The sequence below is a fragment of the Ornithinimicrobium carbonis genome (genome assembly GCF_977012275.1).
Genome location: NZ_OZ348993.1, coordinates 1,677,716 through 1,700,578 on the forward strand (window position 1 = coordinate 1,677,716; position 22,863 = coordinate 1,700,578).

Below are 22,863 nucleotides of genomic sequence, written 5' to 3' on the forward strand. Positions count from 1 at the left end.
CCCCCAGCGGCGCGGCATACCCTGGGAGCATGCCTGCGATCTTCTCGGCCCAGAGCCTGCTCGAGACCGTCATCGGGGTGGGCGTCTTCGCGATGATGGTGTGGGCGCTGATCGACGCCGCGCGCACGCGGCCCGACGCCTTCCCGGCGGCGGGCAAGCGGACCAAGACGTTCTGGCTGCTGCTGACCGGGGGGGCCACGGCGATCGGGTTCATCTTCATGTTCAGCCCGTTCAACCTCTTCAACCTGGCGGCCATCGTCGCCGCCGGCGTCTACCACGCGGACGTCAGGCCGGCGCTGCGCGCGGTGCAGCAGCGGGGCGGGTCCGGTTCCCACATGGGCCCCTACGGCCCGTGGTGACCGCCAGACCCGACCAGGCCAGACCCGACGACACCCGGCGCGACGAGACGCGCACCGACCAGACACGCACCGACCGGACGCGCACCGACCAGGAGCGCACCGACCGGACCCGGACCGGTCCCGCCCGTCCCTCCTCCCGCGCCGCCGGCTCCACCCGCACCCGCCTCGTCCCCGGTCTGGACGGGGACGTCGAGGTGCTGACCACCGGCCGCGGGCGACCGCACACGGTCCTGGCCCACGGGGCGGGCGGGTCGATCGCGACCACCCGGCCCTACGCCGGCCGCGTCGCCGGGACGCGCACCTTCGTCCACCAGCGCGGACACGGCCGGTCCCACCGGCCGGCCGGCACGACCTGGGGGTATGGGGATCTCGCGGGGGACCTGTGGGCGGTCGCCGACGTGGTGGAGGCCGACCGGGCCCTGGGGATCAGCATGGGGGCAGGGGCCCTGCTGGCCGGCCTGGCGCAGGACCCCGACCGCTTCCAGCGGGTCGTCCTCGTGCTGCCGGCCGTGCTCGACCGGGTGCGCGAGGACGCGGCGACGGTGCGGCTCGGCCGGTTCGCCGACCTTCTCGACGCCGGTGACGCGCAGGCCGTCGCCGCGCACCTGCTGGCCGACCAGCCGGCGACGGTCCGCCACGACCCCGCCGTGGTGCGCTGGGCCCACGACCGGGCAGAGGAGCTGGCCGGGAGCGGGGTCGCCGACGTGCTCCGGGTGCTGGTGGACCGCACGCCGCTGACGGACCCCCGTCTGCTGCAGCAGGTCCGCTGCCCCGTGCTCGTCCTGGGTCAGGAGGACGACCCCCTCCACCCCGCGTCGGTGGCCCGGGAGGTCGCCTCGCTCCTGCCGCGCTCGGTGCTGCACGTGGCGGGGCCGGGTGGCATCATGTGGGAGCACCGCGAGCGCACCCGTGACCTCGTCGGTGAGTTCCTCTCGGCGCACTGAGGGGAGCAGGGTGGCACGGCCGGAAGGGAGCCCGGCGACGTGCGTCGCAGAGAGGCCGGAACGAGGATGAGCGCACAGCAGCAGGGGTTCGACGACGACGGCCGGGGGCCGGGGGCGCCCGGCGCGCCGGACCAGGACGGCGACGGAACCGGCTCCGACGTGCGCCGGGACCGCACGCAGGACATCTTCGTCGAGCGCCGGCCGTGGGGGCGCTTCCAGCAGTTCGCCACGAACGAGCCGGTCACCGTCAAGATCATCACGGTCGAGCCGGGTCACCGGCTGTCCCTGCAGCGACACGGCCACCGGGCCGAGATGTGGCACGTCCTCGACGGCCCGGTCGACGTGACCGTGGGGGAGCGCCGCTGGTCGGTGGCCGCGGGCGAGGACGTGTGGGTGCCCGGCGGGGCCGTGCACCGGCTCGGCAACTCGGGGGACCGGACCGCCCGGCTGCTGGAGGTGGCGTTCGGCGACTTCGACGAGGCCGACATCGAGCGCCTCGAGGACGACTACACCCGCCGCTGACCGACGGTGGGGGCCACCGCGTCCCAGGCCACGGTGAGCTCGCCCTGGCGCCACCGCGCGGGCCCGCCGGCCAGCGGCCAGCCGCGGTCGGTCAGCTCCCGGGCGAGCGCGACGAAGCGCTGACGGGCGCCGTAGGCGCCCAGCGGGGCGTGCCGGGCCCAGGCGCGGTCGAGGTCCTGCATCAGGGCGTGCACCGGCTCACCGGGCACGTTGCGGTGGATGAGCACCTTGGGCAGGCGTTCGGCCACGACCGACGGGCGGTCGAGCCCGGCCAGCCGCCAGGCCAGGGTCAGGGACCGGGGGGCGGGCGCTCCGTCCTCCCCCCGGCGCACGTCCACCCACGCGGCCAGACGGCCCGGCTCGTCGCAGGTGCCTTCCACCAGCGCCCCGCCGAGGGCGAGCCTCGACACGACCCGGGACCAGGCGTCCGGGACCTGCTCCTCGTCGTACTGCCGCAGCACGTTGAACGCGCGCACCAGCACCGGACGCCCGCCCCCGGGCACCGGCACCTCGAACCCGCCGAGCACGAAGTCCACCGCGGGCGGGTCGGCGACCGCCCGTCCCCGGGCCACCCGCACCGGGTCGATCTCCACCCCCAGCACGCGCACGTCCGGGCGCACCGCGCGCAGACGGGCCGCCAGCTCGAGCACGGTGACCGGCGAGGCGCCGTACCCCAGGTCGACGACCACCGGGGCCTCGACCGGCCCCCGCAGCAGCGGCGCCATCGTGCGGGCGGTCCAGCGGTCGACCCGGCGCAGCCGGTTGGGGTTGGTCGTCCCGCGGGTGACGGTGCCGACCGGACGTGCTGCCACGCAGGACAGGGTATGCCGGGACCACCCGTGGGACACTGGGCCGATGACCAGTGCGGACACGTCCGGGGGCCCCACGGGGCGGCCCACCGGGGGACTGAGCAGGGTGGCGATGCTCACGGTGCACACCTCCCCGCTGGAGATGCCGGGCACCGGGGACGCCGGCGGGCTGAACGTCTACGTCGTGGAGACGGCGACCCGGCTGGCCGCCCGCGGGGTGGCGGTCGACATCTTCACCCGGGCCACGAGCGGCGCCCAGGGGGAGGCGGTCGAGCTGGCCCCCGGCGTCGTCGTCCACCACGTCGTCGCCGGACCGCTGGAGGGCCTGGGCAAGGAGGACCTGCCCGGCCAGCTGTGCGCCTTCACCGCGTCCACCTCCCACCACGTGGCCCAGCACCCCGAGCACCACCACGACCTCATCCACGCCCACTACTGGCTCTCCGGGCAGGTCGGCTGGCTGGCCTCGGACCGCTTCGACGTCCCGCTGGTGCACACGATGCACACGATGGCCAAGGTGAAGAACCAGGCCCTGGCCGACGGCGACGACCCCGAGCCGCGCGGCCGGGAGATCGGCGAGGAGCAGGTCGTCGCCGTGGCCGACGCGCTCGTGGCCAACACGCAGGAGGAGGCGCGTCAGCTCGTGGAGCTCTACGACGCCGATCCCGCCACCGTGCACGTCGTGCCGCCCGGCGTCGCGCTGGAGACCTTCCGGCCCGGCCCGCAGGAGGAGGCGCGCGCCCGGGTCGGGCTGGCGCCCGAGGCGGTCGTGCTCCTCTTCGTCGGACGCATCCAGCCGCTGAAGGCGCCCGACGTGCTCCTGCGGGCGGCCGCCGAGCTGCTCCGGCGACGTCCCGAGCTGCGCGAGCGGCTGGTCGTCGCCGTCCTCGGCGGGCTCTCCGGCTCGGGCCTGACCCGCCCCGACCTGGTCCAGGACGTCGTCGACCAGGAGGGGCTGAGCGACGTCGTGCGGCTCGGCCCGCCGGTCTCCCGCGAGGAGCTGGCCGACTGGTACCGCGCCGCAGACGTCGTGGCCGTGCCCTCCTACAACGAGTCCTTCGGCCTGGTCGCCGTGGAGGCGCTGGCCTGCGGGACCCCCGTGGTCGCCGCGGACGTCGGCGGTCTGCCCGTGGCCGTCGGCGAGGCCGGCGTCCTCGTCGAGGGGCACGACCCCGGACGGTGGGCAGACGCGCTCGACGGCGTGCTGCACACCCTCGAGGTCCCCGCGGAGCGGGAGGCCTGGTCGTGCCGAGCGGTGGCGCACGCCTCCAGGTTCTCCTGGGAGGTCACCGTCGACCGGCTCGTCGAGGTCTACGCCGGCGCCGTGGCGGCCCGGCGCGCCCCGGGGCGGAGGAGCAGGTGAGCGCGGCCCCGGTCGACGTGGTCGAGCACCTTCGCCACCTGCTCGATCGGATCGGCGTGGACTGGGAGGAGGGAACGCGCGACGGCGAGACGGTCGTCACCCTCCCCGGGGAGCGCAAGCTGCGCACCGTGGTCTCCCTGCTCGTCGGCGAGCGGGCGCTGGACCTGCGCGCCTTCGTCATCCGTCACCCCGACGAGAACCACGAGGAGCTCTACCGGCACCTGCTCCGACGGGCGCTGCGCCTGCCCGGGCTGGGGTATGCCGTGGACGCGGTCGGCGACGTCTACGTCACCGGGCGGCTGCCGCTGGCCGCGATCGAGGAGGAGACCGTCGACGAGCTCCTCGGGGCGGTGCTCGCGGCGTGCGACGACCCCTTCGACGACCTGTTGCGGCTGGGCTTCTGGACCTCGATCCGGCGGGAGTGGGCCTGGCGCCGCTCGCGGGGGGAGTCCACCGCCAACCTGGAGGCCTTCCGGGCCGAGCTGGAGCGGCTGGACGGTGCCGCCGGGCAGCCTCCGGTCCCCGGGGCCGGGCGGGCCGCACCCCAGTAGGGTGGGGCCATGAGCGACGTCGCACACACCCTCATCCTGCTCCGTCACGGCGAGAGCGACTGGAACGCCAAGAACCTGTTCACCGGATGGGTGGACGTGGACCTCACCGACAAGGGCCGTGCCGAGGCCGCGCGCGCCGGCGAGCTGCTGCTGGGCGAGGAGCTGCTGCCCGACGTGCTGCACACCTCGCTCCTGCGCCGGGCGATCACGACCGCCAACACCGCCCTCGACGTGGCCGACCGGCACTGGATCCCGGTGCGCCGGTCCTGGCGGCTCAACGAGCGGCACTACGGCGCGCTGCAGGGGCTGGACAAGGCCGAGACGCGGGAGAAGTACGGCGAGGAGCAGTTCATGCTCTGGCGGCGCAGCTTCGACACGCCGCCGCCGCCCATCGAGGCCGACTCGCAGTTCTCCCAGGCCGGCGACCCCCGCTACGCCGACGCCGACGGTCCGATCCCCGAGACCGAGTGCCTCAAGGACGTCATCGCCCGGATGCTGCCCTACTGGGACTCCTCGATCGTGCCCGACCTGCGGGCGGGCAGGGTCGTCCTCGTCGCCGCCCACGGCAACAGCCTGCGGGCCCTGGTCAAGCACCTGGACGGGATCAGCGACGACGACATCGTCGGCCTGAACATCCCGACCGGCATCCCGCTGCTCTACGAGCTCACCGCCGACCTGGAGCCGGTGACCCCGGGCGGCCGCTACCTGGACCCCGACGCCGCCGCGGCCGCGATCGAGCAGGTCGCCAACCAGGGCAAGGCCAAGGCCTGAGCCCGGGCGGTCAGGCGGCCGTCTCGAACTTGTAGCCCAGCCCCCGGACCGTGACGATGTGCACGGGACGGGAGGGGTCCGGCTCGACCTTGGCGCGCAGGCGCTTGATGTGCACGTCCAGGGTCTTGGTGTCGCCGACGTAGTCGCTGCCCCACACCCGGTCGATCAGCTGCCCGCGCGTGAGCACCCGTCCGGCGTTGCGAAGCAGCATCTCCAGCAGCTCGAACTCCTTGAGCGGCAACGATATCGACGTGCCGTCGACCTGGACGGTGTGGCGCTCGACGTCCATCCGCACCGGCCCGGACTCCACGGTGGAGGGCAGCAGCTCCTCGGGCTCGACGCCCCGGCGGAGCACGGCCTTGATCCGCGCGAGCAGCTCACGCCCCGAGTACGGCTTGGTGACGTAGTCGTCGGCGCCGATCTCCAGCCCGACGACCTTGTCGACCTCGGAGTCCTTGGCGGTGAGCATGATGACGGGCACGCTGGAGCGCTGGCGCAGCGCGCGGCAGACGTCGGTGCCGGACAGCCCCGGCAGCATGAGGTCCAGCAGCACCAGGTCGGCCCCGCTGCGGTCGAACTCCGCGAGCGCCTCGGGCCCGGTCTCGGCGACGGCCACGTCATACCCCTCCTTCTCCAGCAGGTAGGACAGGGGGTCGGAGAAGGACTCCTCGTCCTCGACCACGAGGATCCGCGTCATCGGTGGTCACCTTTCCGTGGGGGCGTGGGTGCTGCGGGCGTCGACGGGTCCCAGGGTATGCCGTCGCCGCGGGCCGGTCCGTCGCCCCCGCCGGCTGCAGGCGCCTCGGGAGCCCCGGGGGTCTCCTGGGTGCCGGGGGTCTCCTGCGGGCCGTCGACCTCCCGCGGGCCGGCGACCTCCTGGAGCGCGGGACCGACGGGGTGCTGCCCCGGTCCGTGCGGTGCCTCGGACCCGACGGGTCGGTCGTCGCCGACGACCGCCGGCAGCCGGAGGGTGAAGGTCGAGCCCTGCCCCTCCTGGCTCCACACCGTCACCTCCCCGCCGTGGTTGGCGCAGATGTGCTTGACGATCGACAGCCCCAGACCCGTGCCGCCCGTGCTCCGGGACCGGGCGGCGTCCACCCGGTAGAAGCGCTCGAAGATGCGCTCCTGGTCGGCGACCGGGATGCCGCGGCCCTGGTCGGTGACCGAGACCTCCACGAGGTCGTCCACCCGCCGGGTCACCACGCTGATGCGGGTGCCGTCCTCGGAGTAGGCGATGGCGTTGGTGATGAGGTTGCGCACCGCCGTGGTGATCAGCTCGGGGTCGCCGTAGACCCGCAGCCGGTCGCGCGCCTGGGTGGTCAGCGCCACGACCTCCCGCTCACCGGCGAGCAGGCGGGTGTGCTCGGCCGCCTCCTCGGCGCAGCCGGCGACGTCGACCACGACCATCCGGTCGAGCACGTCGTTGGTCTGCAGGCGGGACAGGTCGACGATCTCGCTGACCAGCCGGGTCAACCGGGTGGTCTCCTTCTTCATCCGCCCGGCGAACCGGGCCACGGCCACCGGGTCGTCGGCGGCGTCCTCGACCGCCTCGGCCAGCAGCGCGAGGCCGCCGACCGGCGTCTTGAGCTCGTGGGAGACGTTGACGACGAAGTCGCGCCGGACCTCCTCCACCCGCCGGGCCTGGGTGCGGTCCTCGACCAGGGCCAGGACCAGCCCGTCGCCGATGGGGGCGACCCGGGCACCGACGACGGCCCGCCCCGGACCGACGGGACCGCGGGCGATGTCGTACTCCGCCTCGCGGATGACCCCGTCCTGCTGGACCTGGGCCACCAGCTGGCGCAGGTCGTCGTGGACCACGTCCCGCCCGCGGACCAGACCGAACGCGACGGCTGAGGCGCTGGCGGTACGGACGGTGCCGCTGCGGTCGACGACGATGCCGCCGGAGCGCAGGACCGAGAGCACGTCCAGGACCCCCTCGGGCAGGGCGGGGGGCTGGTCGACCGGCTCCGGGGGGCGCGCCTGCGGCCGGCCGGCGAGCAGGACCACCCACCAGACGATCGCCGCCAGGAGCAGACCCACGGCCATGCCGACGACGGCCGCGATGACAGGACTCACGGGTCCAGCCTAGGCCGGGCGCCCGGGGGTCCCGGACCGTGCGCGCCGTGCGACGGGGGCGCGACGGCAGCGCGACGGCACCGGCCAGGGTCCTCGCCGGGTGCTGTCGGCCCAGAGTTCACCCGGGTGTCGTACGGTGTTCACACGTCGCTGCCATGGTCGTCGGGCGTGGTCCCCGGTCGGGCCGGCCCAGGGGCCGCCGCACCCGGACCAGGGCGCGCCACACGTCGTTCACCACGAAAGGACCGGTCGATCCATGCGCAGTCTGTTCCACGAGGAGCTCGAGACGCTCTCCGACGAGCTCGTCGAGCTGAGCAGGCTCTCGGCGCGGGCGCTCGAGCGCGCCACCCAGGCGCTGCTGGAGGCCGACCTGGAGCTGGCGGAGCGGGTGATCAGCGAGGACGAGCAGATCGACGCGCTGCGTCGGGACCTGGACAACCGGGCCATCGACGCGATCGCCCGCCAGCAGCCGGTGGCCACCGACCTGCGCCAGCTGGTCACCACCCTGCGGATGAGCGCCGACCTGGAGCGCTGCGGCGACCTGGCCCGGCACGTGGCCAAGCTGGCCCGGCTGCGCTACCCGGTGGTCGCGGTCTCCGGCGAGCTCACGGACGTCTTCGCCCAGATGTCCGAGCACGCCCGCGCCATGTGCCTGCGGTCGGGTGAGATCGTCTCGGCGCAGGACCCCTCCGGGGCCGTGGAGCTGCAGCGGCAGGACGACACCATGGACCGGCTGCACCGCGAGGTGTTCCGCATCCTGCTGGAGCCCGACTGGGACGGCGGCACCCAGGCCGCCATCGACGCCACGCTGCTCTCGCGCTACTACGAGCGCTTCGCCGACCACGCCGTCTCGGTCGCGATCCGGGTGGTCTACCTGGTCACGGGGGTGTGGATGGACGAGCAGGACCCGGCCGCCCGCGACCACCGCGGCGGTGGGGGAGTGCCCCGCGCGGGGATCTGACGCTCGTCCGTCCGACGAGCGGCCCCGCAAGCCGTCGCGGACGGGCGGCGCACCCGGCCCGTCCGGACCGCGTGGGCGCAGGTCGTCAGTGGTCGGCGTCGCCCTCGTCGCCCTGCGGCGGCTCGACGGTCCCGCCCGCGTCGTCGGCGTACTGCTCGTAGGGGCCCCGCGGGAGCAGGACCGGCGCCTCGGCCGTGAGGGTCTCCTCGGCGGTCTGGATCCGGACCTCGACGAGCTGGCCCGCCACGGCGTCGACCGCCTCCACGACGAGGCGCTCGCCCTCGGAGCCGTCGGGCTGCACTCCGTCGAGGCGGACCGCCTGGCCCGGCTCGACGGTCACCTCGGACCCGACCTGCTGGCCGGCGACGGCCACGGTCACGGTGGCGGGTTCGGCGCCGGAGTTGACGACCGAGCCGGACACGACGCCCGGGGCGCCGGAGCCCTGGCTCACGACGAACAGGTCGCGCACGTCGACCGTCTCGCCGTCGAGCTCGACGCCGTCGGCCGGCGCGTAGCGCAGGGTGGTCGTGGTCGGGTTGGTGACCGAGCAGCCGCTCAGGGCCACCGCGCCCACCGCGGCGGCGGTGAGCAGCACGGCGCCGCGGCGCGTACGGGGGGTGGGTGCAGTCGTCACGCCGCACAGCCTAGTGGGTGCCGCCCCCGCCGGGTGCCCGCGACCCGCGCTGACCTGCGTCGACGGGGGCCCGGAGCCGGCGCCGGACCGGGTGCGGGGGAGCGTGCACGGCATACCCCCGGAAGTATGGTAGGCCGCTGACCTGCACAGATGTCGGTCGCCGATTCCCCTGGCCGATTCTCCCGTGATATCCTGGAGATCCGCGAAAGGGGCTATCTGAATGACGTTCAAGGTCGGCGAGACGGTTGTGTACCCGCATCACGGAGCCGCTCTCATCGAAGAGATGAAGACACGCACCATCAAGGGTGAGGAGAAGCTGTACCTCAAGCTCAAGGTGGCCCAGGGCGACCTCACCATCGAGGTCCCTGCGGAGAACTGCGACCTGGTCGGCGTCCGCGACGTCGTCGGCAAGGACGGCCTCGACAAGGTGTTCGCGGTGCTGCGCGCCGAGCACACCGAGGAGCCCACGAACTGGTCGCGCCGCTACAAGGCCAACCTGGAGAAGCTCGCCTCCGGCGACGTCATCAAGGTGGCCGAGGTCGTCCGCGACCTGTGGCGTCGCGACAAGGACCGGGGCCTGTCCACCGGTGAGAAGAGGCTGCTGAGCAAGGCCCGGCAGATCCTCGTCTCCGAGCTCGCGCTGGCGGAGAAGACCAACGAGGACACCGCCGAGGCCACCCTCGACGAGGTCCTCGCCTCCTGAGCAGGATGTCCTCCTGAGCAGGAGGTCAGGCCAGCCCGACGACACCGTCGGTGCTGGCCTCATCCTTGTCGCCGCCGGGCAGGGCACCCGCCTGGGTGCCGGTCGTCCCAAGGCGCTCGTGCTGCTCGGTGGCGACGGGAACGGTGACGGGGGCAGGGGCACGGGGACGGCGGCCGAGCCGATTCTCGTCCACGCCCTCCGCGGCGCGCTGCGGTGCCGGGCGGTGACCGACGTCGTCGTCGTGGCCCCGCCCGACCCGGAGGCCTTCGCCGAGGTGGACGAGGCGGTCGGCTCCGTCGTCGACGGCTCCGGCCGCGTCGGGGTCCAGGTGGTGGCCGGAGGGGCCGAGCGGTCGGACTCCGTGGCCCGCGGGTTGGCGGCGCTGCCGCAGCACGTGGGGGTCGTCCTCGTGCACGACGCCGCCCGGGCCCTCACGCCGGTCGAGGTCTTCGACCGGGTCATGCACGCCGTGCACTCGGGCCACCCCGCCGTCACCCCGGCGATCGCCGTGGCCGACACGATCAAGCAGGTCCGGACCGGACCGACCGGTGTCGAGACCGTGGTGGCCACCCTCGACCGGTCCACGCTGCGGTCGGTGCAGACGCCCCAGGGGTTCCTGCGCGAGACGCTCGAGCGGGCGCACGCGGCCCCGCCGCCGGCACCGGCCACCGACGACTGCGGCATGGTCGAGGCGCACGGCGGTCGGGTCACCGTCGTCGAGGGCTCCCCGCGCGCCCTGAAGATCACCACGCCGCACGACCTCGAGGTGGCGGCGGGGTGGCTGCGGCCGGCCGGGGGAGCTCATGACTGAGCAGACCGGTCCGGCCGGAGGAGCCGACGGGGCACGCGGGGTGCCCGCGCTGCCCCGCACCGGCATCGGCGTGGACGTCCACGCCTGGGCGCCCGAGGGCGAGGACCGGGTCCTGTGGCTCGGCTGCCTGGAGTGGCCGGGGGAGCGCGGCATCGCGGGGCACAGCGACGGGGACGTCGCGGCCCACGCCGCCTGCAACGCCCTGCTGTCGGCCGCCGGCCTGGGCGACCTTGGGTCGGTCTTCGGCACCGACCGTCCCGAGATGGCCGGCGCGTCGGGGGCGCAGATGCTCGGTCACGTCGCGGACCTGCTGGACCGGGCCGGCTTCGTCGTCGGCAACGTCGCCGTCCAGGTCGTCGCCCGTCGTCCCCGCGTGGGCGCCCGCCGGGCCGAGATGGAGGCCGCGATGTCGGCCGCCCTCGGGGGCGCACCGGTCTCGGTGAGCGCCGCCACCACCGACGGCCTCGGCTTCGTCGGCCGGGTGGAGGGGCTGGCCGGGCTCGCCAGCGCGCTGGTCGCCCGGCGCTGACCCCGAGCCCCGGGTCGGCTCAGCCGCCGGCGCGCTCGCGCAGGGCCAGGATCCGTTCGCGCACGTGCCGTCGTAGCACCTTGCCCAGCTGGCTGCGCGGCAGGTCGTCGAGCACGTGCAGGTCGCGCGGCACCGCATATCGGGAGACCTTGTCCTGCAGCCACTCCCGCACCGAGGGGAGGTCCACCGAGGCGCCGGGCTCGAGCACCAGCGCGGCGACGACGTGCTCGCCCAGGGAGGTGTCCGGCAGGCCGACCACCGCCACGTCGACGACGCCGGGCATCCCGCGGACGGCCTCCTCCACCTGCGAAGGGTAGATGTTGAACCCGCCGGAGACGATGAGCTCCTTGCGGCGGTCGGCCAGGGCGACGAACCCGTCGGCGGGGTCACGGCGGACCAGGTCGCCCGTGCGCAGCCACCCGCCGGGCAGCAGGACCTGGGCGGTCTCCTCGGGGGCGTCCAGGTAGCCGCCGAAGACCTGCGGGCCGCGGACGAGCAGCTCGCCCACCTCGCCGTCGGGCACGTCCGGCGCGTCGGCGTCCTCCTCGACCAGGTCGGGATCCACGACGCGGATCTCGGTGCCCGGGAACGGGATCCCCAGCGTCCCCGGGCGACGCTCGGGCCCGAACGGGTTGCCGAGAGCGATCGGGGAGCACTCGGTCATGCCGTAGCCCTCGATCACCAGTCCTCCGGTCGCGGCCTCCCAGCGGTCGGCCACCTCGGGCTGCAGGGCCATCGCGCCGGAGATGGCGTAGCGCAGCGGGTGCAGCAGCTCAGGGTTCTCCTCCCCGGCGGCGGCGAGCCGGTCGAGCATCGGCGGAACCCCGGCGAGGAACGTCCACGGCCGCCGCCTCATCGCCGCCAGCACCATGTCGACGTCGAAGTTGGGAAGCACCACCTGGGTGGCACCCATCGACACCGCGAAGGTCAGCGACAGCGTCATCCCGAAGGCGTGGAAGAACGGCAGCACCGCCCCGAACGTCTCCTCGCCCTCCTGCAGCCCGGGCACCCACTGGCGGCCCTGCGCGACGTTGGCCATGAGGTTGGCGTGCGTCAGCGGCACGAGCTTGGGGGTACCGGTGGTCCCGCCCGTCGGCAGCAGGACCGCGACGTCCTCCGGCGACGGACCCGGGGTATGCCGTTGCGCACCTCTCTCGTCCGTGCCACCGGGTGAGGTGCCCGTGCCGCGGCGCGCTCGCCCCGAGCCCAGGGCTGCGGCGACCTCGCGGTCCCAGGAGCCGACGCCCTCCGGCACCGGGGCCCGGAGCTTGGCGCGCTGGGCCCGGGCCGCCTTGACGGGGAGCCGGAGGAGGAGCCGGGTCCGCCACGGCATCGCCGCGGAGAGGTCGACGGCCAGGACGGTGCGGTCCTGACCCTCCTGCGGCAGCACGGTCCCCACGGCGTGCTCCCACGCCACGACCACGCGGGCGCCGTGCAGCTTCAGCTGGGCACGGACCTCCTCGGGGGCGGCGAGCGGGTTGTGCTCGGCCACGGTGGCCCCCAACGAGGTGACCGCGTAGAAGGCGACCACGTGCTGGGGGCAGTTGGGCAGGACGAGGGCCACCCGGTCACCGGGGCCGACGCCGAGGCCGGCCAGCACCCGGGCAGCGGCGGCCACCTGGTCGGCGAGCTCGGCGTACGTCGTCGTCGCACCCAGGAAGTCGACCGCCACCCGCTCGGGCCACCGTCGGGCGGTCTGTTCGAGCAGGGTGGTGGTCGTCGGCGCGGGGTCGACGGTGAGCGGGATCAGTGCGTTCGATGACACGGTCCCAACCTACGGTCCCGTAGGTTCAGGTGCACGCCCGGGGGTCCGGCTCTGGTGGAGCCGGCCGGGCGCCGGGGCTAGATTGAGGCGAGGGGGCAGGTCGGCCTCCAGTCCGTCGGGGCCCGGAGGGCGAACGGGTCGCCACGCACGTCGGCCACGCACGTCGGCCCACGCACCGTGACCGTGCACGGCGGAGGGGGCACGAAGGGAGCCAGGTGGGAGCCAGGGTGGGAGGGGTACGGGGTGCGGCCGGGGTCGTCGTGGTGGCGGGGCTGATCACCGGGTGCTCCGGGCCGCTGACCGAGCCCGCCGCCCGGCCGTCCCGCTTCGTGGAGGAGCCGGTGGTCTCCGCCGCTGCCCGGGAGTCGTACGGGCCGGCCGCCGAGCAGGCCTACCAGGAGCTGGCCGCGTTCGTGCTGGACGAGTCGCTCGTCGTCGACCTGCTGGAGGTGCCGAGGGAGGAGATCACCGCCGAGCAGCTGAACGAGGGGATCCGGGAACGGTTCGCGCCCGAGAGCCGACCGGGCTGGGAGATCCGCGTGGGTGCCGCCCTCGCAGGCGACGCCGAGGCACAGGCGGACGTCCAGGTGCTGCGCCTGCACGACCTGCAGGTGCCCGAGGGGGTGGGCCTGGCCACCGAGGACCCGGTCCGCAGCCAGGTCGTCACGGAGGCCGTGACCGACGTCGCCCAAGGGTCCGCGGACGAGGGTGGTGCCACCACCCCTCCGGACGACGTCGACGGCGGCACGGCGGGGGCGGACCGGCCGCTGACCGTGGCGTTCCGGCACCGGGCGGTCATCGCCCTGCGCGGCCGCGGCGGACGTCAGGACGTCGAGCTGGACCGGGTGCTCAGCTTCGAGGTGGTCCAGAACACCTCGACCACCGAGGGGTACGCCTGGCTGATCCAGAGCTACGAGGGTGACGTGACCCTGACGGTGGCGGACGAGGAGCTGCCGCTCGTGGACGAGGCGACCACGACGGCCGGGTCCGGTTCGGGATGAACGCCGGACCGGCCTAGCGGCCCTCGGGGGGAAGCGCGCCCCGGTCCCGGAGGACCTGCACCGCCACCGGGAGGCCGGCCAGCGCGTCGACGAGGTCGTCCGGGGACGCGACGGCGTGGGCGTTCTCCGCGAGGTAACGGCGCACCGCCTCGTCGAACGCGTCCGGATCCACGGCCCGACGGGCCTGGACGAGGGCCCGGCCTCCGTCGAGGTAGACGGTGTCGACGTAGGTGCGGCCGGGCTGCCGGCGGTCGGCGAAGAACTCCATCGGGCGCCCCACGGCGCCGGGCACCCCCACCGCGTCCTCGGTCGGGTCGTCGTCCCCGGACACGAGGTGCTCGGCGTAGTTCGCGAAAGCCTCATCCATCCACGGGTCCCGCGCCTGGTTGTTGCCGACGAGCCCGTAGAACCACTGGTGGGCCACCTCGTGGACGAGCAGCCAGCGCTCCCCTCGGGGGTCTACGTCACCGAACTGGATCGCGCCCGAGTACTCCACGCCGTCGGTGACCCCCGGCAGGACGCTGACCCACAGCTCGTCGTAGGGCACCGGTCCGAAGTGGTCTGAAAGGTCCGCGGCGGCGTCGAGGACCTCCTGGGCCCACTCGGTGGCCGGCGCCCGGCTTCCTCCGGCGGGGACGGCCACGACGACCGTGAGTCCGTCCGCCGACTCCCGGACCAGGTCGAGCTCGCCCACGGTGACGGTGACGTCCCGCACGACGGGGGCCGAGAAGCGGTGCTCGGTCGTCCCGTCGGCGCGCTGGACGGCCGGTGCCGGTGCACCCACCCCCGTCACCTCGAACCTGGACGGTGCCCTGACGACCAGCGAGGCGAGCTCGAAGGCGGTGCTGGTGGTCGTCTCCCCGGGGACCGGGACGGCGTCGTCCAGGGCCCACCCGGCGCCGTCCCAGGCGAGCAACGGGTATGCCGTGCCGAGCCACGCGACCTCCTCCCGGGCCGAGTACCCGATCCGCTCGTCGGTGCCCTCGCCGAGCTCGACGCTGAACGAGAGCTCGACGTCCAGGGTCTGGCCCGCAGCGGTGCACTCCGCCAGCGGGAGGGTGACCAGGGTGCCCGGACTGTCCGGCGGGGCGCCCCCCGGCTCCGTGCGCACGGTGACCTCGGCACCGTCCACGGTGGCGTCGAGGACGGTGAGGGCGTTGCCCGTCGCGGCGGTGAACGGCTTGTTGGGCCAGGCGCGGAACACCACCTCGCAGACCCGCGCCCCGGGCGTGAAGGACACCCGTTCGGTCCCGGTGGCGCTGGCCAGGTCCTCGGCGACCTCGAGGGCGAGCTCGACCACGGGTCGGTCCGCCGGAGGGTCCGGCCAGGTCGGACCGGACGGCTCGAGTGTCGTGGGTGTCGTGGGTGGTGTCGTCGGCGTCGTCGTCGCGCACCCGGTGGCGACCGCGCCCAGGAGGACCACGGTCCCGAGGAGGTGGGAGGAGCGTGTCACCACCGGGTGAGACTAGCGGCTGAGAGGCGGGGGTCGGCGTCCTGGAGGTCAGGTTCCACCGTGGTCACACCCACGGCGGCCAGGGTTCCGGCCACGGTGGGCAGGTCGACGTCGGCCAGGGCGACCGGGTCGGCGAGGTCGGCGCCGGCCAGGTCCGCGTCCCACGCCAGGAGGCGGGGAGGCCCTCCCGGGGGTGAGACCCGCAGCGCTCGTGGCGGCACCGACAGGCCGTGGCCGAGCGCCTTGAGCACCGCCTCCTTGCGCGTCCACCAGCGCACCAGGGCGGTGCTCCGCGCACCCGCGGGCAGGGCCAGCCACTCGCGGTGCTCGGTGGGTCCCAGGACCTCGCGGGCGAGCGTCCCGTCCCCCGCGGGGTCCGCCGCGAGCCCGGGTGGAGGCCGCCGCGGCTCGGCGTCGAGACCGACGAGCGGGCGGTGCCGGGGGGAGACCGCGAGCAGCACCGTCCCTCCCGCGTACGTGAGGCTGAGATCGAGGTCCGCTCCGGGCACCCGCGGTTTCCCGTGGGGCCCGCCGCACCGCCGGCACGTCCGGTCGAGGACGAGCCGGCCCGGCGCGAGGCCGACCAGCGGGGCCACCACGACCTGCAGGAGCACCTGTCCGGTGAGGTGTGCGTCCCGATGTCGGGGGTCGGTGATCCTGCACCCCCGTCGCCGGGCCACGTCGTCCCCGGCCAGCAGCCGGACCACGTCGTCCCCGTCCCGGACGGTGGCGTGGAAGACCGGAACCCTCATCGGCCCAGGGTGGCCAGGAGGAGGTCGACGGCCAGGTCCGTGGCGAGGGGCGAGGGCGGATCCAGTCCGGCGTCGGTGAACCAGTCGCGGGTGGCCTCGGGGTGCGGGCCGAGCACTCCCACCCGGCCACGGCCGTAGCGGCAGACGACCGCCGCCACCGGCCCGTCGTCGTAGCGCGCCAGCACCTGCGCGTCTGCGTCCGGCCGCAGGTGCACGGCGGCGCCGTCCTGGAAGTACACCCTGCGGGTCCGGCCGCGCCAGCGCACCGCCACGACGGTGTCGCGGCCGTCGCGGACCGTGGCCGAGGGTGCGGCGGTGTACTGGTCCGTGTCACCAGGAAGCAGTCCGAACCCCGGGTCGTGGTCGGCCAGGTAGGCGCCCAGGCAGTAGCCCAGGTAGGCGCCCCCTCCCGACACGTAGTCCCTGATCGTCGGGGCGACCCCGCGGAGCAGGGGCCACGCCCGGTCCAGCTCGTCCCCGCCGGGCTGGGCGTAGGCCGCCGCGCCGGAGAGGGCCCTCACGTCCAGGGGCAGGCGTTCGTGCGGTCCGACGAAGCGGGGGACCAGCCCCGCGGCCACGACGGTCTGCGCCACCGCCTCGGCGCACCCCGGCAGGCTGGCAGGACCCCGGTAGACGAGGACGACCCGGCGCCGGCGCGCACCGGGAGTCATCCTCCCGTGCCCTGGGGCCGGCCGGGGCGGTGCCGGCCCCGGGCGGCGCGGCGGGCGAACACTCCCGAGGCCGCCCACCACACGGCACCCTCCAGGGGCCCACGGGGGAAGCGGCGGTGCCAGAGGAGGGCGAACACCGTCAGGGCGACCACGTGGACGGTGAACTCCACCGACGCCGCCCACCGGGAGTCCGTGATGGGCAGGAGCAGGGCGTGCGCGGTGTAGAGGGTCAGCGTCATGCTTCCGGGGGTCGCCACCACGTCCAGGGCACCGTGGAAGGCGTGCGCGAGCACCAGGCAGACGCCCAGCACGGCCAGCGCCACGCCGCTGGTGCTGACGAGGTCCAGCGGCGTGCCCGAGTGCGGGGCGGCCGTGGCCAGCCACCACCAGGTGTCGGTGGGAGCCGTTCCGTCGCCGCCCCACATCAGCCGGTCGGTGAACTCCTGCAGGCTCATCCTCCCCACCGCCTCGTCCGCCAACCTGTCCCTGACCCCGAGCGGGCCGAGCAGCAGGGCGGACAGGACGGAGGCGGACGCGGCCACCAGGGTGCCCGAGACCGTGAGCAGCACGGCGACGCGCCGGGACCCCAGCTCCAGCCGTCCGACGCCGATGCCGAGGCACAGGTAGGCCATCCAGGTGAGGGCGGGGAAGGAACCGGACAGCAGCACGGTCGTCAGGGCCTCCTCCGGACCGGCGAGCACCTCCGGAACCGTCAGGTTGGAGGCGTCGGGCAGGTCGGCACCTCGGCGCAGCCAGTGGCTGGCGACCGGCCCGGCCACGCACCAGGCCGCCCACAGCGCGATCAGCACGGGCGGTCTGAGCATGAGGAGCGGGAGCGCCAGCACGAACATGACACCGAGGTAGGGAAGGATGACCAGCAGATGCTCGGTCCCGACGGCGGCGCCGAGGAGCAGACCCACCAGGGTGATGAGCACGCCGCGGATCACGGGCACGCGGGCACGGCGCGGGAGGGTGCCGAGCGTGACGCGGCGGCGTCGCCCCGTCATGAACGCCAGCCCGATGCCGGCCAGGACCGCGAAGAGCGCCGAGGACCGTCCGGAGGCCAGTGCCCAGGGGAGGCTGACGTCTCCCTCCGGGGTGCCGGCGGGGTAGACGTGCACGGCGAACATCCCGAGCAGGGCCAGGCCCCGCGCCACGTCCACGCCCGCCAGGCGGCCCACCAGCCGCGACGGGTCGGCCCCGGGCTCGTGGGTCTGCGGTTCGCAGTCGTGGGGCAGCGCGTCGAGGTGCTCGCCCGGGGACGGCTCGCCCGGGTGCACGCCGGGGGCACGCCCGTCCGCGCCCACGGCCTTCGGCCCGGCCGTCCGGGTCACGGTCACGGCGGCGACCCCGTCCGGCCGAACGGCTGGGCCGGGATCCCTGCCCAGCGGGTGGCGGCCGGCAGCGACTCCCCCTTCATGACCAGGGACAGCGGCGCCAGCTGGGCCTCCTCGCCGACGTGGGCGTCGTAGAGCACCACCGCCCGGGTGCCGAGGTCGGTCCGGCGGCCCAGCTCGACGGTGCCCATCTTCATCACCCGGTCCTCGAAGAGGTGGGTCTGCAGGGACACGTCCGGGCCCACCACGCTCTCGTCGCCGATCCGCACCAGGTCGAACTCGGTGAGGTAGGTGGTCTCCACCAGGGTGCGCCGACCGACGTGCACCCCGTAGAGCCGCAGCAGCGGGCCGAGCATGGGGGTGCCGGTCAGCAGCGTGAGCAGGGCGGGGACGGCGGCCGTCTCGTAGACACCGGTCACCAGTTCGGTGCGCCGGACGAAGGAGCTCCACAGCGGCTCCACCCGGGGCCGGTAGCGTCCGACCAGCGCCCACTTCAACAGCGCCACGAGGATCACGACGCCCAGGCCGGACAGGAGCGCGGCGCCCGGCACCGTGATGGCGACCAGCCACCAGGGGGCACCCGCGCCGGCGGCGATCGAGGCCAGGTGCAGGGTGGCGAAGAGCGAGACGGCCAGGAGGGATGCGGGCAGCGTGATCCGGACCGCCTCGACCAGGTAGCGGGCCACCACCTTGCGCCGCGGGGGGCGGTAGGTCTGCTCGTCGCCGAAGTTCTCGTAGAGCTCGCGCCTGGGCAGGAAGATGGGCGGGTTGCCCAGCCACGAGCTGCCGGCGGGCACCCCGGCGGCCGGGGGCACCGAGCCGACACCGATCAGCGAGTCGTCGCCCAGGTGGGTGCCCGAGGGGACGAAGGCGGCGTTGCCGACGAACGACCGGCGCCCCACGGTCGTGGTCCGGAAGGCCACGTGACCGTTGCAGTACGTGGCGCTGCCGACGCTGGCCATGTCGGCGACGAAGGACTCCTCCCCGATGGTCAGCAGGTCGGGGTCGATGTTGGCGATGGTGGAGACCTCGGCCCGTGGGCCGATGTGGGCCCCCAGCTGACGCAGCCAGGGTGCGGTGTACAGGGTGGAGTAGAGGGAGTTGGTCAGCAGCAGGCTGGCCTCGAGCAGCTTGTCGGCGAACCACTTCTCCACCCCGAGCCGGGAGCGCAGGTGGTGGATCCCCACGGGCGCCTGGGGGAGGCCGAATCGCCGCAGGGCCAGGATGAGCAGGCAGGCGGTGACCACGAACACCGGCCCGGTCGCGGCCGTGACCACGAGGGCCCAGATCTCCGGCCCGGACAGCAGCGTCCACCACACCAGCGCCACCACCGGGAGCAGGGCGACCAGGGGGGTGAGCTCGAGGGCGACCAGGCCCAGCGCGAAGCGTGCCCGCAGGGGGGGCGCCCACGTGCGCGGGGCGTGCTCGCACCCGGCCATGACCTCGAAGACGGGGTCGCCCACCGAGCTCAGCCGGACCGACGGGGAGCCCTGCCAGGCCTCGGCCTCACCGGTCGACTGACCGGGCCGTAGCGAGGACTGCTCCCGCAGCACCGTCCGGGGACCCACGGCGCAGGGGCCGACCAGCACGCAGTTGGCGGCGACCGTCGACCCCGTCCCCAGGCGCACCCGCCCGAGGTGGAGCCGCCCGCCGCGCACGTCGTAGCCCTGCAGGTGGGTGGCGTAGCCGACGGTCACCCGGTCCTGCAGCTCCACCAGGCCCGGAAGCGCCACCTGGGCGCTGCCGAGGTGGCACTCCGCCCCGATCCGGGCCCCGGCGGCCCGCAGGTAGGCGGGGGCGAAGGCGGAGCCGGCCAGGTTGCCGAGCGGCGAGAGGGACATCGCCTTGGCCACGATCCAGACCCGCAGGTGTGTCCACCCGTACAGCGGGTGGGTGCCCTCGACGAGTCCCCGCCCGACGACCCGGGCTACCACCAGGGGGAGCAGCCACCGTTCGCCGAGGTAGACGAAGGCGAAGAGCAGAGCGAGCTGACGGACCATGGCGGAGGAGGGGACGCCCCCGTGCCACCAGTAGATCAGCGAGACCGGGAGGAAGGTCAGGGTGAGCAGGGCGAAGATGCACGCCAGCTGGACGGCTCCGAAGGTGGCCACCTGCAGGCTCGAGGCCAGCCTGCGGCGTGCCGACCGGCGCTGCGGGTCCGCCTCCTCGACCTGCCCGTCCTGCCGCACCAGGAGCCCGGCGTCGAGCCGGGTCGCCAGCTCCCGGACGGTCGGGGAGGCGTAGAGGTCGATCACGGACATCGACGCGCCACGGGGGTCGGTGCGCAGCCGCGAGGTGACGGTCGCGGCCAGGAGGGAGTGCCCGGCCAGGTCGCCGAAGAAGTTGGCGGTCACGGACAGCTGCTCGGGGTCGAGCCGGAAGGTCTCCGCCCACACCTCCTGCACCCACCGCTCGGTGGGGGTGGCCGGGGGGACGAGGTCCCCGTCGCCACCCACCAGCCGCCCGGTCCGGGGCTCGGGCAGGGCCGGGCGGTCCACCTTGCCGCTGGGCAGCATGGGCAGCTCGTCGACCTGCTCGAGGTAGGACGGGACCATGTAGGGCGGCAGCGAGGCGCGCAGGGCCTGGTGGACCCGGGTAATCACCTGCTGCGCCGCCCGCGCGTCGGTGGCGCCCGGCAGCACGAGGTAGCCGGCCAGGTCGTCCCCGACCTCGGAGCGCAGCGGCCTGACGGCGGCGCTGGGCACGTCCTCGTCCCGCATGATGACGCTCTCGATCTCACCCAGGTCCACCCGGTGCCCCCGGATCTTGACCTCGGCGTCGGCCCGTCCGAGGTAGACGATCTCGCCGTCCTCCTGGACTCTGGCCAGGTCGCCCGTGCGGTAGATGCGGCCGCCGCCGGGGTCGGTGGGGTCCTTGATGAACCGCTCGGCGGTCAGCTCCGGCCGGTTGAGGTACCCGCGGGCCACCCCCGGCCCGCCCACGCACAGCTCGCCGACCTCCCCCTCCGGCACCGGCTGCAGGTCCTCGTCCAGGATCACCGCGGTGTACGTGGGGACCGGGACCCCGATGGTCACCGGACGGCCCGGCAGGAGGACGCTCCAGACGCAGGTGACGGTCGCCTCGGTCGGGCCGTAGGTGTTCAGCATCCACCGCCCCGGGGCCCAGCGCTCGACCAGCTCTGCAGGACAGGCCTCGCCCCCGACGAGGAGTCCACGGATCGAGGGCACGGTCCGCTCGACCGTGGACAGCACCGTCGGCACGCAGTAGAGCAACGTGATGTGGTGGTCCTCGAGGAACGCGGTCAGGCCTGCACCGACCCGACGTCCGTCGGTGGGTCCGGCCACCAGGGTCGCGCCCGCGGCCCAGGTCGGCCACACCTCCTCGATCGCGAAGTCGAAGGAGATCGTCATGCCCTGGTAGACGCGGTCGGAGGCGCGGACGTCGTACACCTCGGTGATGACGTGGATGAAGTTGCAGATGCTGGACTGGGCCACGTCCACGCCCTTCGGGGTACCGCTGGACCCCGAGGTGTAGATGACGTAGGCGGTCGGGTCGCCGTCGACGGTGATTTCCGGCCGCCCGGCGGGCCGGTCGAGCACCGCGAGCCGTTCGGCGACCCCGTCGACGCACAGGACGGGCACCGGCGAGCCGGCCAGCCGGTCGGCCAGGTCCTCCACGGTGACCATCAGGACGACCGCGGCATCCTCGGTCACGAAGCGCACCCGGTCGGGCGGTGAGTCGGTGTCGACGGGCACCCACGCCGCACCGGCCTTCTGGACGCCGAGCAGCGCGACGTACAGGTCCCGCGAGCGGGGGACCATGAGTCCCACCCGCCCGCCGGGGCGCACGCCGAGCGCGACGAGGTGGTGCGCCAGTCGGTTGGCGTCGGCGTCCAGCTCGGCGTAGGTGGAACGGCCGCCCTCCCACTCCAGGGCCACCGCGTCGGGACACCGGTCGCAGCTGGCCTCGAAGTAGTGGTGCATCCGCGTGCGCAACGGAGGTCGGACACCCGACATGAGCACGTGCCGGGTGGGCGAGGAGGACGCCCGCGGAAGCTCCGTGGGTGAGAACCTCGTGGACAGGCGCGTGCGCGGCGGGTGCTCCGGTCCGGAATGCTCCCGGAGCCCCCCGTCGGAGGTCCTGCGATGTCCTGACATGTCTGTGGTGACCACTGCGTCCCCTTGACGGACTTCGCCCCCGGCCCCGTCTGCTTTACCAGGGGTTTACCGAAACTTGACCATAGCGTGACCGAGCGAGGTCCTCGCGGTCAACAGTCCCCGCTCCCCTGACGGGGTCAGCGGCGTGGTGAGCCCGGCGGACCGGCCGACCGGGGTCGGGCCCGCATCCGTGCCGGCAGGGCCCACCACAGGGAGCCGAACACCAGCAGCGCCGCGGTGCCGGCGGCATACCCCGCGGTCCGACCCAGCACCACCCCGAAGATGAGCACGAGCACCGCCGTCATGGTCAGTCCGAGGGTGACGAGGCCGACCCGGGTCATCCGGTGGGAGACCTCGACGAGGTCGTCCTTGCGGTGCTGCCGGAACAGGGCCCGGTGCAGGCTCACGGGTCCGACGAGCAGCACCGTGGTCAGGAACGCCAGCACGATCGCCACGAGGAAGACCGTGCGGTGCTCCAGGCTCAGGTCCGGGAAGCGCGCCTGGAACGGCAGGGTCATGAGGAAGCCCGCCAGGATCTGGGTACCGGTCTGCAGCACGCGCAGCTCCTGCAGCAGCTCCACGAAGTTGCGGTCCATCCGCTCGTCGTGGGACTCGTGCCGGTCGTCGGGGGACTCGCGCCGTCCGTGGGTCGCCGGCTCGCCCCGGGTGGAGGGGTCGGGCTGCCGGGCCATGCGACCACTGTGGCCCGGGCGCGTGCGCTCGTCCAGCCGTCACT

Annotated in this window: 23 protein-coding genes; 11 read left to right on the forward strand and 12 right to left on the reverse strand. The window is 74.4% G+C overall.

What is annotated here, in order from left to right; translation table 11 throughout:
• Positions 1-29: 29 nt before the first annotated feature.
• The 3 genes from ACWHYA_RS07525 (at position 30) to ACWHYA_RS07535 (ending at position 1,825) form a co-directional block, all read left to right on the forward strand.
• Positions 30-359, forward strand: a complete 330-nt coding sequence (locus tag ACWHYA_RS07525; RefSeq protein ID WP_425943265.1) for a DUF2516 family protein — start codon at positions 30-32, stop codon at positions 357-359.
• Positions 353-1,303 carry an alpha/beta fold hydrolase gene (locus ACWHYA_RS07530; protein WP_425943264.1) on the forward strand — a complete coding sequence of 317 codons (951 nt, stop codon included), beginning with the start codon at positions 353-355 and terminating at the stop codon, positions 1,301-1,303. The genes ACWHYA_RS07525 and ACWHYA_RS07530 overlap by 7 nt, the downstream gene beginning before the upstream one ends.
• Before the next feature lie 66 nt (positions 1,304-1,369).
• Positions 1,370-1,825: a phosphomannose isomerase type II C-terminal cupin domain gene (locus tag ACWHYA_RS07535; RefSeq protein WP_425943263.1), complete on the forward strand. Its 456-nt coding sequence runs from the start codon at positions 1,370-1,372 to the stop codon at positions 1,823-1,825.
• Here the strand turns inward: ACWHYA_RS07535 and ACWHYA_RS07540 are convergent.
• Positions 1,810-2,637, reverse strand: coding sequence for a class I SAM-dependent methyltransferase (locus ACWHYA_RS07540; protein WP_425943262.1), 828 nt, complete (start codon positions 2,635-2,637; stop codon positions 1,810-1,812). The two genes, ACWHYA_RS07535 and ACWHYA_RS07540, sit on opposite strands and share 16 nt — an antisense overlap.
• 43 nt (positions 2,638-2,680) lie before the next feature.
• On the opposite strand from ACWHYA_RS07540, the gene mshA reads away from it, so the two are divergent.
• Genes mshA through ACWHYA_RS07555 form a run of 3 tightly spaced genes read left to right on the forward strand, consistent with a single transcriptional unit; the run spans position 2,681 to position 5,316 of the window.
• The gene (gene mshA / locus ACWHYA_RS07545; protein ID WP_425943261.1) at positions 2,681-3,994 is read left to right on the forward strand and encodes a D-inositol-3-phosphate glycosyltransferase; all 1,314 of its coding nucleotides are present in this window, start codon (positions 2,681-2,683) and stop codon (positions 3,992-3,994) included.
• A complete protein-coding gene (locus ACWHYA_RS07550) occupies positions 3,991-4,545 on the forward strand; it encodes a YbjN domain-containing protein (protein WP_425943260.1) in 555 nt (184 codons plus the stop codon). Before mshA ends, ACWHYA_RS07550 begins: the two co-directional genes overlap by 4 nt.
• 9 nt (positions 4,546-4,554) lie before the next feature.
• Positions 4,555-5,316 (forward strand): phosphoglyceromutase, encoded by a 762-nt coding sequence (locus ACWHYA_RS07555; protein WP_425943259.1) that lies wholly within the window; start codon positions 4,555-4,557, stop codon positions 5,314-5,316.
• Positions 5,317-5,326: 10 nt separating this feature from the next.
• Here the strand turns inward: ACWHYA_RS07555 and ACWHYA_RS07560 are convergent, their stop codons facing one another.
• Both ACWHYA_RS07560 and ACWHYA_RS07565 read right to left on the reverse strand, forming a co-directional pair.
• The gene (locus ACWHYA_RS07560; protein ID WP_425943258.1) at positions 5,327-6,013 is read right to left on the reverse strand and encodes a response regulator; all 687 of its coding nucleotides are present in this window, start codon (positions 6,011-6,013) and stop codon (positions 5,327-5,329) included.
• Positions 6,010-7,392: a sensor histidine kinase gene (locus ACWHYA_RS07565; protein ID WP_425943257.1), complete on the reverse strand. Its 1,383-nt coding sequence runs from the start codon at positions 7,390-7,392 to the stop codon at positions 6,010-6,012. The genes ACWHYA_RS07560 and ACWHYA_RS07565 overlap by 4 nt, the downstream gene beginning before the upstream one ends.
• Before the next feature lie 256 nt (positions 7,393-7,648).
• Between ACWHYA_RS07565 and phoU the strand changes: the two genes are divergently transcribed.
• On the forward strand, positions 7,649-8,353 hold the full coding sequence (gene phoU, locus ACWHYA_RS07570; RefSeq protein WP_425943256.1) for a phosphate signaling complex protein PhoU: 705 nt from the start codon (positions 7,649-7,651) through the stop codon (positions 8,351-8,353).
• An 85-nt stretch (positions 8,354-8,438) separates the two neighbouring features.
• Here the strand turns inward: phoU and ACWHYA_RS07575 are convergent, their stop codons facing one another.
• Positions 8,439-8,987 carry a hypothetical protein gene (locus ACWHYA_RS07575; RefSeq protein WP_425943255.1) on the reverse strand — a complete coding sequence of 183 codons (549 nt, stop codon included), beginning with the start codon at positions 8,985-8,987 and terminating at the stop codon, positions 8,439-8,441.
• A gap of 220 nt (positions 8,988-9,207) precedes the next feature.
• On the opposite strand from ACWHYA_RS07575, the gene ACWHYA_RS07580 reads away from it, so the two are divergent.
• A complete protein-coding gene (locus ACWHYA_RS07580; protein WP_075957107.1) occupies positions 9,208-9,690 on the forward strand; it encodes a CarD family transcriptional regulator in 483 nt (160 codons plus the stop codon).
• A 25-nt stretch (positions 9,691-9,715) separates the two neighbouring features.
• On the opposite strand, the gene ACWHYA_RS07585 is transcribed toward ACWHYA_RS07580, so the two are convergent.
• Positions 9,716-9,883, reverse strand: coding sequence for a hypothetical protein (locus ACWHYA_RS07585; RefSeq protein ID WP_425943308.1), 168 nt, complete (start codon positions 9,881-9,883; stop codon positions 9,716-9,718).
• Here ACWHYA_RS07585 and ACWHYA_RS07590 point away from each other — a divergent pair.
• Together ACWHYA_RS07590 and ispF are read left to right on the forward strand one after the other, a co-directional pair.
• Positions 9,809-10,501 carry an IspD/TarI family cytidylyltransferase gene (locus tag ACWHYA_RS07590; RefSeq protein ID WP_425943254.1) on the forward strand — a complete coding sequence of 231 codons (693 nt, stop codon included), beginning with the start codon at positions 9,809-9,811 and terminating at the stop codon, positions 10,499-10,501. The two genes, ACWHYA_RS07585 and ACWHYA_RS07590, sit on opposite strands and share 75 nt — an antisense overlap.
• Positions 10,494-11,030, forward strand: coding sequence for a 2-C-methyl-D-erythritol 2,4-cyclodiphosphate synthase (gene ispF / locus ACWHYA_RS07595; protein ID WP_425943253.1), 537 nt, complete (start codon positions 10,494-10,496; stop codon positions 11,028-11,030). Before ACWHYA_RS07590 ends, ispF begins: the two co-directional genes overlap by 8 nt.
• 19 nt (positions 11,031-11,049) lie before the next feature.
• Here ispF and ACWHYA_RS07600 read toward each other — a convergent pair whose 3' ends face one another.
• The gene (locus ACWHYA_RS07600) at positions 11,050-12,795 is read right to left on the reverse strand and encodes an AMP-binding protein (RefSeq protein ID WP_425943252.1); all 1,746 of its coding nucleotides are present in this window, start codon (positions 12,793-12,795) and stop codon (positions 11,050-11,052) included.
• 215 nt (positions 12,796-13,010) lie between these two features.
• Between ACWHYA_RS07600 and ACWHYA_RS07605 the strand changes: the two genes are divergently transcribed.
• The gene (locus ACWHYA_RS07605) at positions 13,011-13,796 is read left to right on the forward strand and encodes a hypothetical protein (RefSeq protein WP_425943251.1); all 786 of its coding nucleotides are present in this window, start codon (positions 13,011-13,013) and stop codon (positions 13,794-13,796) included.
• A 13-nt stretch (positions 13,797-13,809) separates the two neighbouring features.
• Here ACWHYA_RS07605 and ACWHYA_RS07610 read toward each other — a convergent pair whose 3' ends face one another.
• The 6 genes from ACWHYA_RS07610 to ACWHYA_RS07635 form a co-directional block, all read right to left on the reverse strand.
• Positions 13,810-15,252, reverse strand: a complete 1,443-nt coding sequence (locus tag ACWHYA_RS07610; RefSeq protein WP_425943250.1) for a M1 family aminopeptidase — start codon at positions 15,250-15,252, stop codon at positions 13,810-13,812.
• On the reverse strand, positions 15,246-16,001 hold the full coding sequence (locus ACWHYA_RS07615) for a 4'-phosphopantetheinyl transferase family protein (RefSeq protein ID WP_425943249.1): 756 nt from the start codon (positions 15,999-16,001) through the stop codon (positions 15,246-15,248). The genes ACWHYA_RS07610 and ACWHYA_RS07615 overlap by 7 nt, the downstream gene beginning before the upstream one ends.
• Positions 15,998-16,672, reverse strand: a complete 675-nt coding sequence (locus ACWHYA_RS07620; RefSeq protein WP_425943248.1) for a BPL-N domain-containing protein — start codon at positions 16,670-16,672, stop codon at positions 15,998-16,000. The genes ACWHYA_RS07615 and ACWHYA_RS07620 overlap by 4 nt, the downstream gene beginning before the upstream one ends.
• Positions 16,669-18,012, reverse strand: a complete 1,344-nt coding sequence (locus tag ACWHYA_RS07625; protein WP_425943247.1) for a heparan-alpha-glucosaminide N-acetyltransferase domain-containing protein — start codon at positions 18,010-18,012, stop codon at positions 16,669-16,671. Before ACWHYA_RS07625 ends, ACWHYA_RS07620 begins: the two co-directional genes overlap by 4 nt.
• The gene (locus ACWHYA_RS07630) at positions 18,009-21,953 is read right to left on the reverse strand and encodes a Pls/PosA family non-ribosomal peptide synthetase (RefSeq protein ID WP_425943246.1); all 3,945 of its coding nucleotides are present in this window, start codon (positions 21,951-21,953) and stop codon (positions 18,009-18,011) included. Before ACWHYA_RS07630 ends, ACWHYA_RS07625 begins: the two co-directional genes overlap by 4 nt.
• A 311-nt stretch (positions 21,954-22,264) precedes the next feature.
• Positions 22,265-22,819: a DUF6328 family protein gene (locus ACWHYA_RS07635; protein WP_425943245.1), complete on the reverse strand. Its 555-nt coding sequence runs from the start codon at positions 22,817-22,819 to the stop codon at positions 22,265-22,267.
• Positions 22,820-22,863: the final 44 nt, after the last annotated feature.